This is a genomic window from Tateyamaria sp., from assembly GCF_059783535.1.
This window is the reverse complement of record NZ_JBYNDP010000090.1, coordinates 1-16,547: the sequence shown is the minus strand read 5'-3', so window position 1 is coordinate 16,547 and position 16,547 is coordinate 1. Positions and strand designations below refer to the sequence as shown.

Genomic DNA, 16,547 nt, shown 5'->3' with positions numbered 1-16,547 from the left:
GCCCGTCATCTGCCATGCTGTCCCCTGACAGGGAAATAACATGGCCGATTTGCCCCCCGTGGAACTCCTGGTCTGCGTGAAATGCCGTCGTGAGCTTGAGGTGCCCGAGGATGGCACTCGCCCGGGCGAAGCGCTGCATGCCGAGCTTGCCAATCGCACCATGCCCGAGGGCGTAACCCTCAAGGCTGTGGAATGCCTGTCCAACTGTTCCTCCGGATGCTCTGTCGCCGTGCGCGGTGGGGCCCAGCGCTGGACCTACGTCTACGGCAACCTGATGGAAGACCGTGACGCCGACATGGTTGTCGAAGGTATCGGCAAATACGCCGCCACCACCGATGGCATCGTGCCCTGGCGCGAGCGCCCCGAACATTTCCGCAAAAACTGCATCGCCCGCATCCCCCCGCAGGAGTTTTAAGCATGGCAAATCTGAACAAAGTTCCCGTCACCGTCATCACCGGCTTTCTCGGCTCGGGCAAGACCACCCTAGTGCGCCACCTGATGCAGAACCCGCAGGGCAAGCGCCTCGCCGTGGTGGTCAACGAATTTGGCGACGTCGGCGTTGATGGCGACATCCTCAAGTCCTGCGCAATCCCAGATTGCCCCGCCGAAAACATCATGGAACTGGCAAATGGTTGTATCTGCTGCACCGTGGCCGACGATTTCATCCCGACGATCGAGGCGCTCATGGCCCTCGACCCGCAGCCCGAACACATCCTCATCGAAACCTCCGGCCTCGCCCTGCCGAAACCGCTGCTCAAAGCCTTCGACTGGCCGGACATTCGCAGCCGCATCACCGTCGATGGCGTGATCGCGCTGGCTGATGCCGAAGCCGTCGCGGCGGGCCGTTTCGCGCCGGACGTGGCCGCCGTCGATGCCCAGCGCAAAGCGGATGACAGCCTTGATCACGAAACGCCGCTGTCCGAAGTGTTCGAAGATCAGATCAGCTGCGCCGACATCATCCTGCTGACCAAACCCGACCTTGCGGGTCCCGACGGTATTACGAAGGCCAAAGCAGTGATCGAAGCAGAAGCCCCCCGCCCACTGCCCGTTGTCGAAGTGGCCGAAGGTGTGGTTGATCCCCGCGTGATCCTCGGGCTTGAAGCCGCCGCCGAAGATGACATGGACGCGCGCCCGTCGCACCACGACGGACACGATGACCACGAACATGACGATTTCGAAAGCGTCATCATCGACATCCCAGAAGTCAGCGACCCGGCCGAACTGGTCGCCCGCATCGAAGCGATGGCCAAGACGCAGAACATCCTGCGCGTCAAAGGTTACGCCGCCGTCACCGGCAAACCCATGCGCCTGCTCGTCCAAGCCGTGGGCGCCCGCGTCCGCCACCAATTCGACCGCCCCTGGGCCGCAAATGAGGCGCGACAGGGCCGTTTGGTCGTGATTGCCGAGCATGACGACGTGAACGAAGCAGCCATTCGCGCCGCTCTGGTCCAAGTCACCGAAGCTGCCGAGTAACGAAACCCCACCAGGCCCCCGCCATGCACGTCGTCTTCCGCGAAAGCCACGGGCTCGAAGAGACCGAGACACCCACCGATCTGGGGCAGACGCCCGCGGATCTGGTGGTGCTGTCCTTCTCCGACAGTGACCTTGGGGCCTTCGCGGCGGCATGGCACCGTGCGGACGGCAAGCTGCCCACGCTGCGGCTGGCCAACCTTGTCGGCCTCAAACACCCGCTGTCCGTCGACACCTATGTCGAACAAACACTTGAGGGGGCCAAAGGCATCCTGATCCGCCTCATCGGCGGCGTGCCCTACTGGGCCTACGGCCTCCAGCAAGTCGAAGCGCTCTGCCGCCAGAAAGGCATTGCGCTCGCCGTCCTGCCCGCAGATGGCCGGCCCGACCCAAGGCTGGATGAGGTGTCCACCCTTCCAACCTCAACACTGCGGCGCCTTGCCCATCTCTGCGACACAGGCGGTGCTGTCGCCGCCCAAGCGGCACTGGCGCAAATGGCCCTTGCCTCCGGCCTCTATGCAGGCCCGGTCAAAGGCTCCAAAGCTTTACCGACGGTCGGTGCATGGACGCCCGAAGATGGCGTTGCCTGCCCCCTGATCCATGGCGCCGACAACAAACCGCTGATCCTCGTCACATTCTATCGCGCCTACCTCGCCGCCGCCGACCTGTCCCCGATCGAAGCGACCTTCCAAGCTCTGCGCGCACGCGGCTTCCGCGTCCTTGGTCTCTTTGCCCCTTCGCTCAAGGCGCCCGAAGCCGCCGCGTGGATGGCCCGCCAAGTCGCACATCTGAAACCTTCCGCCATCGTCAATGCCACCGCCTTCTCCGGCATCGGCGCAAATGGCGCGTCACCTCTAGACGCAGGCGATGTCCCGGTCTTCCAGATCGCCCTTGCCACTTCGACCCGCGAAGCATGGGAAGAGGCCGAACGCGGCCTGTCACCCGCCGACCTTGCCATGCATGTTGTGCTGCCTGAGGTGGATGGCCGCCTCCTCGCTGGTGTCGCATCCTTCAAGGAACCACAGCCGCAGGACGAGGCCCTGCAATTTGCACGCTACGCCCATGCAGCCGACGCCCAGCGCATAGATATGGTGTCAGATCGGGTGAAAGCGTGGACCAACCTTGCCGCGACTTCGGCCGCTGATCGCACGCTTGCATTGGTACTCAGCACCTACCCCGGCAAGGACTGGAACATGGCTCATGCCGTGGGTCTCGATGCGCTTGCCTCGACCGAGGCTATCCTGTCGGACCTCAAGGCGGCTGGTCATGACACCGATCCCACTCCAGTCGCATCCGCGCTCGAAACTGAAACAATCGCGTGGCCGCTTGACGCCTACAAGGCTGCATGGGCGCAGCTCCCCGCCGACCTGCAGAATGATCTGCAGGCCGCTTGGGGAGATCCAGCCGCTGACACTCTGGGCGGTGTGTTCCACTTCCCCGCCATACGGCGTGGCAAGGTTTTGGTGGCCCTGCAACCCGAACGCGGCACACCGGATGCGCGGGATGACGATTACCACGACCTCAGCCGCGTGCCGCGCCACGCGTATGTCGCCTTCTACCTCTGGCTTCAGACCCAGACGCAGGCCCTGATCCACATCGGCGCGCACGGCACGCTCGAATGGCTGCCGGGCAAGGCGGTGGCTCTGTCCGATACCTGTTGGCCCGAAGCACTTACTGGCACTCTGCCCGTCATATACCCCTTCATCGTGAACGACCCGGGCGAGGCCGCGCAAGCCAAGCGCCGCATCGGCGCCATCACCCTCGGCCACCTGCCGCCGCCGATGAAGGACAGCGCAACGCCTGACCGATTTGTCCGGCTTGAGTCGCTGCTCGACGAATTTTCGAACGCCGACGGCCTTGACCCGAAACGCCGCGACCGGTTGCAAGAGGATATCCGCGCCGAAGCCCAAGCCATCGGCGTCGAAAATGACCTCGGCCTCGACCGCGCGGCGTGCAGCGCAGAGGCGATCACACGCATCGACCGCTTTGTCTGCGACATCAAGGAAAGCCAGTTTGGCGATGGCCTCCACATATGGGGCCAGGACGCAGACACCGAACGCACCGCCCTGATCGACGCCCTAAACGGCAAACGCATCGCGGGTGGCCCCTCCGGCTCCCCCCATCGCGGGCGGCGTGACGTGCTGCCCACAGGCCGCAACCTCTACACCACCGATCCGCGCGGCGTTCCCACCCGCGCTGCCTACGCCCAAGGTGTCAAGCTGGCAGAGGAACTGGTGCGCCGCCACCTGCAAGAAGAAGGCGACTGGCCCCGCGGTCTGATCGTGGATCTCTGGGGCTCGGCCACCATGCGCACGGCAGGCGAGGAATTCGCAATGGCGCTGCACCTTCTGGGCGTGAAGCCGGTCTGGGACCAAGGGTCAGAGCGGGTGTCGGGCATCGAAGTGCTGCCCATCACCGACCTCGATCGCCCGCGCATCGACGTGACCCTGCGCGTGTCTGGCCTGTTCCGCGATGTGTTCCCAACGTTGTCGGCCTTGTTTTCGCAAGCCGTCCGCGCACTGTCCGCCCGCGACGAAGCTGCGGACTGGAACCCCTATGCCGGCCACGCCCCCGCCGCCCGTGTCTACGGCCCGGCCCCCGGCAGCTTTGGACTTGGCATGGGCGCAGATATCGAAACCTTCACCGACGACGCCCGCACAGCGGCGGGCGAGGCATGGCTCGCCGCCAGTGCCTATGCCCTCGACGGTCCAAAGACTGAAAAGGACGAGGCGGGCATCCGCGCCCGCGTCGCCGCCGCGGACAGCTTCGTTCACTTGCAAGACCTGCCAGAAACCGACGTCCTGCTGGCCTCTGATTACGCCGCGCACGAGGCAGGCTTCGCCGCAGCCCAAGCCGTGACCGGCGGTAAGGCCGCCCTCTACCACCTCGACAGCACGCAACCGGACCGCCCCCGCGCCCGCACCCTGCCCGAAGAAATCGCCCGCGTCGTTCAGGCCCGCGCAACCCAGCCCGACTGGCTGCACGGCATGATGCGCCACGGCTTTCGCGGCGGGGCAGAGATCGCCGCCACCCTCGACCACATGGCGTCCTTCGCGCATCTGGCAGGCGTCGTCGGCCCGCACCTGTTCGACGCCTACCATGACGCCACGCTCGGCGACCCAGAGGTCGCCGCCTTCCTCCAAGACGCCAACCCCGGCGCCTACCAAGCCATGCAGGATCAGTTCGCCGCGCTGGATGCCGCGGACCTATGGCAAACCCGCCGCAACTCTATCCGCGCCGCGCTTGAGGCGGCCCAATGACCATCAAAGGCTGGTGCCCCGGCGCATGGCGCCCGATGATGTCCGGCGACGGGCTGATCGTCCGCATCCGCCCGCGCCTCGGGCGATTGGACCGCGCACAAATTCTGGGCCTCTGCGCGCTGTCACAGTCCGAAGGCAACGGCATCATCGACCTCACCAGCCGCGCCAACCTGCAGATGCGCGGTGTGCAAGAGAACCGACACGAACAGGTCCTGAGCGCCCTCTTTGACCTTGGCCTGCTCGACGCCACGGTCGAGGAAGAAGCACGACGCAACATCGTCGTAACGCCAGAATGGGAAGCGGGTGACCTCACGACCCGGCTGCACGACTCACTCGTGCGCTCATTGCCTGAGATGCCCGATTTGCCCGCCAAGATGGGGATCGCAATCGACACGGGCCCCGAGTCACTTCTGTCCGACACATCAGCCGACTTCCGGTTCGAATGCACCACCGCTGGCACCCTCATCCTGCGCGCCGACGGCGCGGACAAAGGCAAAGAGGTCAAGGAAGCCAACGCGCCAGCCGCCCTCATCGCGCTCGCCAACTGGTTTGTTGCCTCGGGTGGTCGCACCGCAGGACGCATGTCAAAGCACGTGAAGACGACAGCCCTGCCCCCGGAATGGATGCGGCATCCCCCTGCACCAACAGGACCGCGCATGTCCCCCGGCTCAATGGATCAGGGCCACGCCTACGGCGCGCCCTTCGGCAGCATGGATGCGGGGGTTCTCGCCGCGCTGATCCAAGACAGCCAGGCCACCGCCCTGCGCGTCACACCATGGCGCCTGTTCCTGCTGGAAAACGCACGATGCTGCGACACCCACGGCTTCATCACGGATGCCAACGATCCGCTGCTGCACACACACGCATGCCCTGGCGCACCCGCCTGTGCTTCCGCCACGGTCGACACACGCAGCCTCGCCCGCGCCCTCGCCAAACCCGGTCTACACGTCTCGGGATGCGCCAAGGGATGCGCACACCCCCGCCCTGCCGCCACCACGCTTGTGGGCCATGACGGCGCGTATGACCTTGTGGAGAACGGCCATCCATGGGATGCCCCGCGCGCGACCGGCCTCACAGCCACTGACCTTCTGACGCCAGCGAGCTAAAATGCCCTACGAATACGAAACCGATGGCGCGGCCATCTACCTGCAATCCTTCGCCACGATCCGGGCCGAAGCCGACCTCGCCCGCTTCGACAAGGACGAAGAGCAGGTGGCGGTACGCATGATCCACGCCGCAGGTATGGTCGGGCTTGAACAGCACTGCCGCTTTTCCCCCGGCTTCGTGCCCGCTGCCCGGACCGCCCTCGAAAACGGCGCACCCATCCTTTGTGATGCCCGCATGGTCAGCGAGGGCATCACCCGCCCCCGCCTGCCCGCAAACAACGAAGTGATCTGCACGCTGCACAATGACGGCGTCCGCGAACTGGCCGCCGAGATGAGCAATACCCGCTCCGCCGCTGCACTCGAACTGTGGCGCCCGCATCTCGCAGGCGCGGTCGTCGCCATCGGCAACGCCCCCACGGCCCTCTTCCACCTGCTAAACATGCTCGAAGACCCCGATTGCCCCCGCCCCGCCGCCATCATCGGGTGCCCCGTGGGCTTCGTGGGTGCTGTCGAAAGCAAGGACGCGCTCTGGGCCGACCAACCCGTCCCTTGCTGCATCGTCCAAGGGCGGCTGGGCGGCAGCGCAATCACCGTTGCCGCCGTCAACGCCATCGCGAGCCGGAAAGAATAACTGCCATGCGCAGCTCAGACACCCCCGGAACCATCCACGGCGTCGGCCTCGGCCCCGGTGCGCAGGACCTGCTCAGCGTCCGCGCGGACAAGTTGGTGCGCAACGCCAAACATGTAGCGTTCTTCCGCAAGGCGGGCCGCCCGGGCCAGGCGCGGCGCATTGTCGACGGGATGCTGGCGGATCACGCCATCGAATTCCCCATGGAATACCCCGTCACCACGGAAATCCCGCTAACCGACCCACGTTACAACGAAATCCTCAGCGCCTTTTATGCCGATTGCACCGCTCACCTGCGTCAACTGGCCGAACAGGGTGAAGACGTGGTTGTGCTGTGCGAAGGCGACCCGTTCTTCTACGGCTCGTTCATGCACCTCTACACACGGCTCGAACCACACGTCCCGGTGCAGGTTGTGCCTGCGATCACCGGCATGTCCGGCGCATGGACAGCGACAGGCGCACCGATCACATGGGGCGACGACATCCTCACCGTGCTGATGGGCACGCTGGACGAAGACATGCTTGTTTCAGGGATGGAACAAGCCGATGCGCTGGTCGTCATGAAGATCGGGCGCAACATCGACAAGGTGCGTGCAGCGCTCAAGCGGGCAGGGAAATTTGAGGACGCCTATCTGATCGAATTTGCGGCCATGCCAAACCAGAATGTGCAAAAACTATGCGAGGCAGAAGGGAAAGTAACGCCCTACTTCTCGATCATCGTGGTGCACGGACAGGGCCGCCGCCCATGACCGGCTGGGTGCGCATCGCGGGTCTTGGGCCGGGGGATGACGCCCTGATCACGCCCGAAGTGTCGGATGTGCTGGCCGAAGCCACAGACATTGTTGGCTACATCCCGTACGTCGCCCGCATCGCGGAACGCCCCGGCCTGACACTGCACGCCAGCGACAACCGCGTCGAAATTGACCGCTCCCGCCACGCTCTCGACATGGCAAGCGACGGCAAACGCGTGGTAGTGGTATCTTCCGGTGATCCCGGTGTCTTCGCCATGGCTGCCGCCGTGTTTGAGGCGGTCGAGGCTGGCCCCGATCACTGGCGCGATCTCGACATCTCCGTTCTGCCCGGCATCACGGCAATGCTCGCGGCCTCCGCCCGCTGCGGCGCACCGCTGGGCCACGATTTCTGCGCCATCAATCTGAGCGACAACCTCAAACCGTGGAGCCTCATCGAAAAGCGCTTGCGCCTCGCAGCCGAGGGTGACTTCGCCATGGCCTTCTACAACCCACGCTCCAAGTCGCGGCCCGAAGGGTTTGTGCGCACTTTGGAGGTTCTCAAAGAAGCCTGCGGCGACGACCGCCCCGTCATCTTTGCCCGCAACGTCACGCGACCAGATGAAGACATTCGCATCGTTCCACTGCCCGACACGACGCCAGACATGGCTGACATGCGCACCATTGTCATCGTCGGCTCGTCCCGCACCCGGATCATCGAACGGGACGGCGCGCCGATTGTCTACACGCCAAGGTCAACGCCGGAATGACGCAACCAGCCTATCACCTCGGCCACGCTATGCGCCTCTTGCCGGTCTGGAAGGCTCGGTCGGTCAATCATGATCACCGGCAGGCCCAACGCGCGGGCGGCGGTGATCTTGGCATAGGCTCCGGTGCCGCCCGCATTTTTCGACACAACCAGATCAATGCGGTGTTCCCGCATCAGCGCGCGGTCGTCCGCTTCGGTAAACGGCCCGCGCGACACCAGCACATGGTGATCAGGAAACGGCGGCGGGTCCTTGGGCGGATCAACCAGACGCAACAGGTAGAAATGCTGCGGATTCGGCGCAAACACTGCCAGATGCATCCGCCCGACGGCCAACATGACGCGCTTGGCCGGTTGGTCCAACGCATCCACGGCCCCCGCGATGTCGGGCACTTGGGTCCAGCGATCTCCATCCTGCGCCGTCCACGGCTTTCGGGTCAGTGCCAGCAGCGGCACATGCGCCTTGGCACACGCGGCCACCGCATTCCGGCTCATCTGCGCCGCAAAGGGGTGGGTCGCGTCGATCACATGCGTGATCTGCTCGGCACGCAGGTGCTCAACCAAACCATCAACACCGCCAAAACCCCCAATGCGCTGCGGCAAGGGTTGACGCTTGGGCCGGTCCACACGTCCGGCAAAGCTGACCGTTCCGACCAAGCCAGCCTCTGCAGCAGCATTGGCAAAACCCGTGGCCTCGGTCGTCCCGGCGAGGATCAGGAGGTTGGCGCGCATGTCTGACCCTTGGTTGACGATCATCGGAATTGGCGAGGACGGGGTTGCCGGTCTCAGTGCCGCAAGTCAAGCGGCCCTTTCCGAGGCGGAGGTCATCATGGGCCCGCAACGACACCTCGATCTTGTGGTTAACAACCCGTTAAGCACAAGTGTCCCCGCGGGGACAGATCTTGTTCCATGGCCCGTCCCCTTCGCTGACGGCATCGCCATCCTTGCATCCCTGCGGGGCCAAAGGGTTGCAGTGCTGGCCTCAGGCGACCCGTTCTGGTTCGGTGCAGGCTCGACGATTGCGCGCAGTTTCGGCAGGGACGAATGGACCGCTTTGCCTGGCCCATCGTCGTTCACATGCGCTGCCAATCGGTTGGGTTGGGCGCTGGAGCATGTCATCTGCCTCGGGCTGCACGCCGCCCCGTTTGCGTGGATACGCAAACACCTCGCACCAGCGCAACAATTGCTTGTCACGGTCCGCGACGGTGCGGCTGTTCTGGAACTTGCAAGATACCTGACTGAATTGGACTTCGGTCGTAGTGATATGCACGTGATGGAACGGCTTGGCGGCCCGCTGGAACGTGTCTCGAGCTACCGCGCAGAAAGTATCGCCGACACGTTCGAACACCCCGTGCTGGTTGGCCTTTATATTGCGGGGAATGGTCCAGTTCTCACTACGGCGACCGGGCAGTCTGATGACACGTTCGACCACGATGGACAGATCACCAAACGTCCCATCCGTGCCATCACGCTATCGACGCTTGCGCCCCAACCTGGCGAGCACCTCTGGGATGTCGGTGCCGGGTCCGGTTCTGTCGCATTGGAATGGCTGCTCTGTTCGCCCACTTCCACCGCCACATGTTTCGAAATTCGACGGGACCGGGCCGATCGCATTCGCGCGAATGCCGCGAAACTGGGGGTCGAACACGCGTTACGGGTGGTCGAAGCACCGATCCCGGACGTGCCTGAGAACAGCGGTATCACCCCTCCTGATGCAATCTTTATCGGCGGTGGGCTAACTATGGCGGTGCTTGATGTCGCGGTTGGCACCTTGGCACGGGTGGTCGCCAATGTCGTAACACTGGAGGGTGAGGCACTTCTTGCGCAGGCCCAAGCCAAACATGGCGGGAACTTAACTCGCATTGCCCTTAGTCACGCCGCACCACTGGGTCCGAAACGGGGGTGGCAATCGTCGTACCCGGTGGTGCAATGGAGCCTCGAGCAATGATCGTGGCAGGATTTGGATTTAGTACAAACGCCACGCAAGCCAGCTTGAAAGACGCACTCGCACAACACAATGTGGAGCCAGATGCCATGGCGACACTCGAAAGCAAAGCCACCACGTTGGAGCTTCTCGCTTTGTCCAACGGCATCAGCGTGATCATCGTCAGTGCGGCCGATGCCAAGGCGCAAAATACGCACACTCAATCGATCCGCAGCAACACCGAAAAAGGCACCCCAAGCGTGGCCGAGGCCACGGCCCTTGCCGCCGCGGGCCCCGGAGCGCGGTTGATCAGCACCCGCACCATATCCCAAGATCGCATGGCCACCTGTGCCATAGCCCAAGGACCCGACACATGACCGTACACTTCATTGGCGCAGGCCCTGGTGCCCCCGACCTTCTGACCCTGCGGGGACGCGACCTGATCGCGTCCTGCCCCGTGTGCCTCTACGCCGGGTCACTGGTGCCCGAGGCGATCCTTGGTCACTGCCCGGAGGGGGCAAAGATCGTCAACACGGCCTCCATGGACCTGGACACAATTATGGGTGAGATCGAAGCTGCCCATGCCGCAGGCCAGGACATCGCCCGTCTGCATTCAGGGGACTTGTCCGTATGGTCCGCCATGGGTGAACAGCTGCGGCGGATCAAGGCGGCGGGCATTCCCTTCACCGTAACCCCCGGCGTGCCGTCCTTCTCTGCCGCCGCCGCTGCGCTTGGTGCAGAGCTGACCCTGCCCGGTGTTGCGCAATCCGTTGTGTTGACCCGAACACCGGGACGCGCCACCTCCATGCCGGACGGAGAGACCCTGACAAACTTCGCCGCCACCGGCGCAACACTGGCGATCCATCTGAGCATTGGTAATATGGATCAGATCATCACCGACTTGACGCCAGCGTATGGAGCGGACTGCCCCGTCGCTGTGGTCTATCGCGCAAGCTGGCCTGATGAGCAGATCATCCACGCCACTCTATCCACGCTGAAGGACGCCATGAACGACGGGATCAGCCGCACAGCCCTGATCCTTGTAGGTCACGCCATCGGCGCCGAAGGATTTGACGAAAGTTGTTTGTATTCAACGGACTACGATCGCCGATACCGCCCGCAAAGCGCGGACAGCCCGTGGGCCAGCTGGAGCCATGGCGATGATTAAGGGCCTGATGATCTCCGCCCCGGCCTCTGGCACGGGCAAGACGACGGTGATGCTGGGCCTTCTTCGGGCCTTGCGGGATGACGGCATGGTCGTGCAGCCTTACAAGAGCGGGCCGGACTATATCGACCCCGCCTTTCACCTTGCCGCTGCCGGGCGCGCCTCGTTCAACTTCGACACTTGGGCGATGGACGGTGACCTGTTGAGCGGGATTGCAGCACAATCGCAGGGGGCCGATATTTGTGTGGCCGAGGGGTCCATGGGCCTGTTCGATGGGGTTGCCACACGCGGTCAGTCGGGCTTTGGGTCCAGCGCAGAAACCGCGCTCGCCATGGGTTGGCCTGTCATTCTGGTTATCGACGTGGGCGGACAGGCCCAGTCGGCGGCGGCCACGGCGCTGGGGTTCAAAAGTTACAATCCCGATCTGCCCTTTGCCGGTGTGATCCTGAACCGGGTCGCGAGCCCCCGGCACGAGCGCCTGACCCGCCTTGGAATGGAGCGCGCGGGCGTCAAGGTTTTGGGCAGCCTTCCCCGGCGCGGCGACCTGAAATTGCCAGAGCGGCATCTGGGCCTGATCCAGGCGGTTGAGCATCCTGATCTGGAAGCCGCCATTGCCGGGTATGCCGAGTTTCTGCGGGACAACGTTGACCTCGACGCGATCAAGGCCGCGGCGCATGCCGGGCCATCCATGGATCAGCACCCTTTGCCAACGCCGCCTGCGCAACGGATCGCATTGGCGCGCGATGCCGCGTTTTCCTTTACCTACCCACACCTGCTGGAAGGCTGGCGTACGGCAAGGGCTGAAATCCTGCCGTTCTCTCCGCTGGCTGATGAGGCTCCCACGCCAGATGCCGATCTGGTGTGGCTGCCCGGCGGATACCCAGAATTGCACGGCGGTACTTTGGCAGCCGCCTCCAATTTCCTGTCTGGACTGCGCAAGCACGCCGACACCAAGCCCGTTCATGGTGAGTGCGGCGGCTACATGGTGCTTGGCACAGGGCTGACCGACAAAGAGGGCAACCGGCACGAAATGGCGGGCCTGTTTGGGCTTGAGACCAGCTTTGAGAAACGGAAGTTCCATCTTGGCTACCGACGCGCGGTGCTGGATGCGCCCATGCCGGGCTTTGCGGCGGGGGCGGCCTTGCGGGGGCACGAGTTTCACTACACCACCATTCTAGATGAACCGGATGAACCCCTCGCACAGGTGTCTGATGCGGACGGCAACCCTGTGCCCGAAACAGGCTCGCGTCGTGGCCATGTGACTGGCACGTTCTTTCACCTGATCACCGGGGAAACGGCATGACCGGGTTTGTCAGCTTTGTGGGCTCCGGCCCCGGCGACCCGGAGCTTTTGACGCTGAAGGCCGTTGATCGGTTGAAGCGCGCGGATGCGGTGCTGTTCGATGATCTGAGTGCGGGTCCCATCCTCAGCCATGCCCGCAGCGGTGCGGATCTTGTGGGTGTGGGCAAGCGTGCGGGGCGGCCATCGCCCAAGCAGCATCATGTCAGTCAGCTTTTGGTCGACTATGCGCAGGAAGATCAACGCATTGTGCGCCTGAAGTCGGGCGACGGCGGCACGTTCGGGCGATTGGAAGAGGAAACCGATGCGCTCAAGGCCGCCGGTATCCCGTTCGAGATCATTCCCGGTGTGCCTTCGGCCTGTGCGGCGGCAGCCGCCGCGGGCATTCCGCTGACCCGCAGGCTGACCGCGCGCCGCGTGCAATTTGTCACCGGTCATGACGTCCGCGGTGCCCTGCCCGAAGACCTGAACATGGCAGCCCTCGCTGACGCGCAAGCCACCACGGTTGTGTTCATGGGGCAGCGCACATTTCCTGCCTTTGCCGAGATGTTGATGCAGGCCGGCCTGCCCGCTGACACACCGGCGCTGCTGGCCGAGGGCGTGTCCACGGACGCGCAGAAACTGCACCGCACAACGGTTGCGCAATTGGCCGAAAAGCTGGGCCAGGGTGTCAGCGACGCGCCTGCCCTGATCCTCTATGGCGCGCTGGCCGAGGGGTGAGCGTACCCGACGCCCTTTCCGCCCCGTCAAATGCCGCATCCGGACTTGTCGGATTTGGGAATCAATGTAAACGTGAGTTGACGATGGTGGCCCCGAAAGGGGTCTGAAAAGGGAACCGGGTGAGACTCCCGGACTGCCCCCGCAACTGTGACCGGCGAGCGGTGCCGGCAGACACCACTGGTGCGACGCACTGGGAAGGTCTGGCCCCGCGATGACCCGGCAGTCAGGAGACCTGCCATCGTGCGATGAAACCTGCCGGGGCACCGGCCACAATGTCACCGGGGTGGTGGCGAGGAGACAGAGATGCATATCGAACCGGGCGTCGTAGATGGCGCGAAAATGGCATTGGCCTATGGCACGGCAGCGGCCGCAGCTGGCTATTCCTTCAAACTGGCCGCCGAGGACCTCAAACAGCACAGCGTGCCGTCTTTCGTCCTGCGCGCCGTGATGGCCACTGTCGGCACATTCGTGTTCTTCGAAGTGCTGCCGCATTTCCCGGTTGGTATCTCCGAAGTGCACTTCATCCTCGGCACGACCCTGTTCCTGCTGCTGGGCGCGGCCGCCGCGGCCTTTGGCCTCGTGTTTGGTCTGCTGATGCAGGGCACGTTCTTTGCCCCATCCGACATGCCCATGTTCTTTGTAAACATGACCACCCTGCTGTTCCCGCTGTTCGCAGTGCACGCGCTGGCAAGACGGATTGTGCCCAAGGCAACGGCCTATGTGGATCTCGACTATGCCCAGGTTCTAAAGATGTCCGCCGTGTATCAGGGCGGTGTCGTCGCTTGGGTGGCGTTCTGGGCCATCTACGGTCAGGGCGTTGGCGCCGAGAACATCCAGTCCGTGCTGGCCTTTGGTGGTGCGTACCTGCTGGTGATCCTGATCGAACCAATTGCCGATCTGGCCGTTCTGGCCGGTGCCAAAGCGCTGCGCGGCACACAGGGCAGCGGCATCTTTGCAAACCGTCTGCATGACGCGGCCTGATACCGCGACACTGGAACAAGGAAGGGGCCGCCACCGTGCGGCCCTTTTTGCACAATGACCCAGCTTTTTCTGATTGGCATCGGCACCGGCAACCCCGACCACCTGACGGGAGAGGCCCGGCGCGTGGTGGCCGAGGCCGACCTGTTTCTGGTTCCGCACAAAGGTGAGGGTAAATCCGATCTGGCTGATCTGCGCACCCGGATCATTGCTGAGTTGCGCGAGGATGCCCCCGTTGCGCTTTTCGACATGCCGGTCCGCGACAAAAGCCTGCCCTACATCGCCCGTGTGGATGCGTGGCATGATGAGATCGCGGCGCTCTGGACCGCCACCATGGCGCAGCATCCCGGCGCCCAAAAGATTGCACTGTTGGTCTGGGGCGACCCGTCCCTTTATGACAGCACCCTGCGCATTGCCGCCCGGCTGGATCCAATGCCAGAGGTCCGCGTGGTGGCCGGGATCACGTCGATACAGGCCCTGACAGCGGCCCATGCCATTCCGCTCAACACGTTGAACGCACCTGTCACCATCTCAACCGGACGGCGCCTGCGCGACCACGGCTGGCCCGAAGGGTGTGAGACGCTGGTGGTGATGCTGGATGGCAAGTGCACCTTCCAGAGCCTGGACGGCAACGCCTTCGACATCTGGTGGGGGGCCTATCTGGGCATGCCTGAGCAGATCCTTGAGCGTGGACGGCTCGCCGATGTCTCGGACCGTATCGTCCAACGCCGCGCCGAGGCGCGCGAAGACCACGGGTGGATCATGGACACATACTTGCTGCGAAAACTGCCTGAAATTTAGGCGCCCCGCCCAGAAAGAGGACGCAGGTACCCGCGACAGGCTGGCTGAATACGTTCCGGAATGGTCATATCGACCGGTATGAACCACCACGAACCTGCATGACTGCCCACCTGCCACTAACCCCAGCGACAACCCTTGCGCAACCGCGCGCCATTGGGTCCGTGCGCCTGTCGACCAAGCCCGTTGCGGGACAGACAGTCATCGACGGGCTCTACCAGCAAGGCGCGGCCAAGGCCGTCTTTCCGCGCGCCGCCCGTGGTATGACAGCCGTGCTTTTGAACACGTCAGGCGGTGTGACCGGGGGCGACAGGTTCGACTATGCGGCCACCGCCGGCGCTGGCACGCATTTGACCGTGACAACACAAGCCTGCGAACGGGCCTATCGCGCGCAACCGGGCGAGGTTGGGCGGGTCGAGACCCGCCTTACGGTCGAAGACAACGCAACACTGTGGTGGTTGCCGCAGGAAACGCTGATCTTTGACGGTTGTGCCATGACCCGGAGGCTGTCCTGCGACCTTGCCCCGACCGCCCGCGCGCTGATCGTGGAACCTATGTGTCTGGGCCGTATCGCCATGGGTGAAGACGCGGTGCAGGGCCATTTCGCGGACCGCATTTCGATCACCCGCGAAGGCACACCTCTGGTGCTGGATGCGTGGACCCTATCCGGGGATATGACCGCGCAGATGTCCCGCTCAGCCATTGGTGACAATGCGACGGCGATGGTCAGCCTGACTTACATCGCGCCGGACGCCGAGGCGCACCTGACCCCCATCCGCGCCCTCCTGCCCGAAACGGGCGGTGCCAGCCTGCTCACCGCCGACACCCTTGTCCTGCGCGCCCTCGCCCCCTCGGGCTATCACCTGCGCAAGGCGCTTCTGCCCATTCTCGACCACCTCACCGGTGGTCACCTGCCCATCTGCTGGAGACTTTGAGCCATGCAACTCACCCCGAGAGAGAAAGACAAGCTGCTGGTCGCCATGGCCGCCGAAGTGGCGCGCAAGCGACTGGCGCGCGGCGTCAAGCTGAACCACCCCGAAGCGATTGCATTGATCACCGACGCGGTGGTCGAGGGCGCCCGTGACGGACGCTCGGTCGCCGACATGATGGAAGCCGGCGCGCAGGTCATCACCCGCGACCAATGCATGGAAGGCGTGCCCGAGATGATCCACGACGTGCAGGTCGAGGCGACCTTTCCCGACGGCACCAAACTGGTCACCGTTCACAATCCCATCCGCTGACAACCCCCGAAGGAAACCCGATGAAAACTCCTCTTATCCCGCTCGCCGCCCTGCTAACTATGACCACTCCGGCCCTAGCCCACACGGGCGCCCACGCGCACCCGCATGGATCGGAGCCATGGATCGTTGCCATGGGCCTCGCGCTGATCGTCGGGGCGGCACTGGTGGCATGGAGCCGCAAATGATCCCCGGCGAAGTCATCACGGCAGAGGGTGATATCGAGCTGAACACCGGCGCGCAGGCGATCACGCTGCATGTGGCCAACACGGGCGACCGTCCCGTACAGGTCGGAAGCCACTACCATTTTGGCGAGGCCAACAGCGCATTGCAGTTCGACCGGGACGCCGCCCGCGGCATGCGCCTTGATATCGCCGCGGGCACCGCCGTGCGGTTCGAACCGGGACAGGCGCGTGACGTACAGTTGATCCCGATTGGCGGTGCGCGCAAGGTATACGGGTTCAACC

At 64.1% G+C, this 16,547-nt stretch carries 19 protein-coding genes and 1 riboswitch; of the genes, 18 read left to right on the top strand and 1 reads right to left on the bottom strand.

The genetic code is table 11. The features are described 5' to 3' along the window. Positions 1-40 precede the first annotated feature (40 nt). Genes AC6RA8_RS15830 through cobJ form a run of 7 tightly spaced genes read left to right on the top strand, consistent with a single transcriptional unit; the run spans position 41 to position 7,962 of the window. On the top strand, positions 41-415 hold the full coding sequence (locus AC6RA8_RS15830) for a DUF1636 family protein (protein ID WP_500353830.1): 375 nt from the start codon (positions 41-43) through the stop codon (positions 413-415). Positions 416-417: 2 nt separating this feature from the next. Then, positions 418-1,473 carry a cobalamin biosynthesis protein CobW gene (gene cobW, locus AC6RA8_RS15825; protein WP_500353828.1) on the top strand — a complete coding sequence of 352 codons (1,056 nt, stop codon included), beginning with the start codon at positions 418-420 and terminating at the stop codon, positions 1,471-1,473. 23 nt (positions 1,474-1,496) lie between these two features. Continuing rightward, positions 1,497-4,730 carry a cobaltochelatase subunit CobN gene (gene cobN / locus AC6RA8_RS15820; RefSeq protein ID WP_500353826.1) on the top strand — a complete coding sequence of 1,078 codons (3,234 nt, stop codon included), beginning with the start codon at positions 1,497-1,499 and terminating at the stop codon, positions 4,728-4,730. Continuing rightward, positions 4,727-5,836, top strand: a complete 1,110-nt coding sequence (cobG, locus tag AC6RA8_RS15815) for a precorrin-3B synthase (protein WP_500353824.1) — start codon at positions 4,727-4,729, stop codon at positions 5,834-5,836. Before cobN ends, cobG begins: the two co-directional genes overlap by 4 nt. Before the next feature lies 1 nt (position 5,837). After that, positions 5,838-6,467, top strand: a complete 630-nt coding sequence (locus tag AC6RA8_RS15810; protein ID WP_500353823.1) for a precorrin-8X methylmutase — start codon at positions 5,838-5,840, stop codon at positions 6,465-6,467. A 5-nt stretch (positions 6,468-6,472) separates the two neighbouring features. Next, a complete protein-coding gene (gene cobI, locus AC6RA8_RS15805; protein ID WP_500353821.1) occupies positions 6,473-7,213 on the top strand; it encodes a precorrin-2 C(20)-methyltransferase in 741 nt (246 codons plus the stop codon). Further along, positions 7,210-7,962, top strand: coding sequence for a precorrin-3B C(17)-methyltransferase (gene cobJ, locus AC6RA8_RS15800; protein WP_500353819.1), 753 nt, complete (start codon positions 7,210-7,212; stop codon positions 7,960-7,962). Before cobI ends, cobJ begins: the two co-directional genes overlap by 4 nt. On the opposite strand, the gene AC6RA8_RS15795 is transcribed toward cobJ, so the two are convergent. Continuing rightward, positions 7,935-8,690, bottom strand: coding sequence for a cobalt-precorrin-6A reductase (locus AC6RA8_RS15795; RefSeq protein ID WP_500353817.1), 756 nt, complete (start codon positions 8,688-8,690; stop codon positions 7,935-7,937). The genes cobJ and AC6RA8_RS15795 overlap by 28 nt on opposite strands. Here AC6RA8_RS15795 and cbiE point away from each other — a divergent pair. From cbiE to AC6RA8_RS15740, 11 genes are all read left to right on the top strand, one after another. After that, a complete protein-coding gene (cbiE, locus tag AC6RA8_RS15790; RefSeq protein ID WP_500353816.1) occupies positions 8,689-9,906 on the top strand; it encodes a precorrin-6y C5,15-methyltransferase (decarboxylating) subunit CbiE in 1,218 nt (405 codons plus the stop codon). The genes AC6RA8_RS15795 and cbiE overlap by 2 nt on opposite strands. Beyond that, positions 9,903-10,259, top strand: a complete 357-nt coding sequence (locus tag AC6RA8_RS15785) for a cobalamin biosynthesis protein (protein WP_500353814.1) — start codon at positions 9,903-9,905, stop codon at positions 10,257-10,259. The genes cbiE and AC6RA8_RS15785 overlap by 4 nt, the downstream gene beginning before the upstream one ends. Then, entirely contained in the window at positions 10,256-11,050 is a 795-nt protein-coding gene (gene cobM, locus AC6RA8_RS15780) for a precorrin-4 C(11)-methyltransferase (RefSeq protein WP_500353812.1), read from the top strand. The genes AC6RA8_RS15785 and cobM overlap by 4 nt, the downstream gene beginning before the upstream one ends. Continuing rightward, on the top strand, positions 11,037-12,350 hold the full coding sequence (locus AC6RA8_RS15775) for a cobyrinic acid a,c-diamide synthase CobB (RefSeq protein WP_500353810.1): 1,314 nt from the start codon (positions 11,037-11,039) through the stop codon (positions 12,348-12,350). Before cobM ends, AC6RA8_RS15775 begins: the two co-directional genes overlap by 14 nt. Beyond that, the gene (gene cobA, locus AC6RA8_RS15770; protein ID WP_500353808.1) at positions 12,347-13,066 is read left to right on the top strand and encodes a uroporphyrinogen-III C-methyltransferase; all 720 of its coding nucleotides are present in this window, start codon (positions 12,347-12,349) and stop codon (positions 13,064-13,066) included. Before AC6RA8_RS15775 ends, cobA begins: the two co-directional genes overlap by 4 nt. A gap of 67 nt (positions 13,067-13,133) precedes the next feature. After that, positions 13,134-13,320: riboswitch (cobalamin riboswitch) on the top strand. 49 nt (positions 13,321-13,369) lie between these two features. Next, entirely contained in the window at positions 13,370-14,047 is a 678-nt protein-coding gene (locus AC6RA8_RS15765) for an energy-coupling factor ABC transporter permease (RefSeq protein ID WP_500353806.1), read from the top strand. A 54-nt stretch (positions 14,048-14,101) separates the two neighbouring features. Next, complete coding sequence (gene cobF, locus AC6RA8_RS15760; RefSeq protein WP_500353804.1) at positions 14,102-14,845, top strand: precorrin-6A synthase (deacetylating); 744 nt, start codon at positions 14,102-14,104, stop codon at positions 14,843-14,845. Between the two features lie 98 nt (positions 14,846-14,943). Then, on the top strand, positions 14,944-15,777 hold the full coding sequence (locus AC6RA8_RS15755) for an urease accessory protein UreD (protein ID WP_500353802.1): 834 nt from the start codon (positions 14,944-14,946) through the stop codon (positions 15,775-15,777). A gap of 3 nt (positions 15,778-15,780) precedes the next feature. Next, on the top strand, positions 15,781-16,083 hold the full coding sequence (locus tag AC6RA8_RS15750) for an urease subunit gamma (protein WP_076628231.1): 303 nt from the start codon (positions 15,781-15,783) through the stop codon (positions 16,081-16,083). Between the two features lie 20 nt (positions 16,084-16,103). Continuing rightward, entirely contained in the window at positions 16,104-16,268 is a 165-nt protein-coding gene (locus AC6RA8_RS15745; protein WP_500353800.1) for an LPXTG cell wall anchor domain-containing protein, read from the top strand. Then, positions 16,265-16,547, top strand: a 283-nt coding sequence (locus AC6RA8_RS15740; protein WP_500353798.1) for an urease subunit beta, incomplete at its 3' end; no start/stop codon positions are given. The genes AC6RA8_RS15745 and AC6RA8_RS15740, both read left to right, overlap by 4 nt.

Coding starts and splice junctions, on each gene's coding strand:
- AC6RA8_RS15830 (WP_500353830.1), top strand. CDS start 41: ATGGCCGATTTGCCCCCCGTGGAACTCCTGGTCTGCGTGAAATGCCGT.
- cobW (WP_500353828.1), top strand. CDS start 418: ATGGCAAATCTGAACAAAGTTCCCGTCACCGTCATCACCGGCTTTCTC.
- cobN (WP_500353826.1), top strand. CDS start 1,497: ATGCACGTCGTCTTCCGCGAAAGCCACGGGCTCGAAGAGACCGAGACA.
- cobG (WP_500353824.1), top strand. CDS start 4,727: ATGACCATCAAAGGCTGGTGCCCCGGCGCATGGCGCCCGATGATGTCC.
- AC6RA8_RS15810 (WP_500353823.1), top strand. CDS start 5,838: ATGCCCTACGAATACGAAACCGATGGCGCGGCCATCTACCTGCAATCC.
- cobI (WP_500353821.1), top strand. CDS start 6,473: ATGCGCAGCTCAGACACCCCCGGAACCATCCACGGCGTCGGCCTCGGC.
- cobJ (WP_500353819.1), top strand. CDS start 7,210: ATGACCGGCTGGGTGCGCATCGCGGGTCTTGGGCCGGGGGATGACGCC.
- cbiE (WP_500353816.1), top strand. CDS start 8,689: ATGTCTGACCCTTGGTTGACGATCATCGGAATTGGCGAGGACGGGGTT.
- AC6RA8_RS15795 (WP_500353817.1), bottom strand. CDS start 8,690: ATGCGCGCCAACCTCCTGATCCTCGCCGGGACGACCGAGGCCACGGGT.
- AC6RA8_RS15785 (WP_500353814.1), top strand. CDS start 9,903: ATGATCGTGGCAGGATTTGGATTTAGTACAAACGCCACGCAAGCCAGC.
- cobM (WP_500353812.1), top strand. CDS start 10,256: ATGACCGTACACTTCATTGGCGCAGGCCCTGGTGCCCCCGACCTTCTG.
- AC6RA8_RS15775 (WP_500353810.1), top strand. CDS start 11,037: ATGGCGATGATTAAGGGCCTGATGATCTCCGCCCCGGCCTCTGGCACG.
- cobA (WP_500353808.1), top strand. CDS start 12,347: ATGACCGGGTTTGTCAGCTTTGTGGGCTCCGGCCCCGGCGACCCGGAG.
- AC6RA8_RS15765 (WP_500353806.1), top strand. CDS start 13,370: ATGCATATCGAACCGGGCGTCGTAGATGGCGCGAAAATGGCATTGGCC.
- cobF (WP_500353804.1), top strand. CDS start 14,102: ATGACCCAGCTTTTTCTGATTGGCATCGGCACCGGCAACCCCGACCAC.
- AC6RA8_RS15755 (WP_500353802.1), top strand. CDS start 14,944: ATGACTGCCCACCTGCCACTAACCCCAGCGACAACCCTTGCGCAACCG.
- AC6RA8_RS15750 (WP_076628231.1), top strand. CDS start 15,781: ATGCAACTCACCCCGAGAGAGAAAGACAAGCTGCTGGTCGCCATGGCC.
- AC6RA8_RS15745 (WP_500353800.1), top strand. CDS start 16,104: ATGAAAACTCCTCTTATCCCGCTCGCCGCCCTGCTAACTATGACCACT.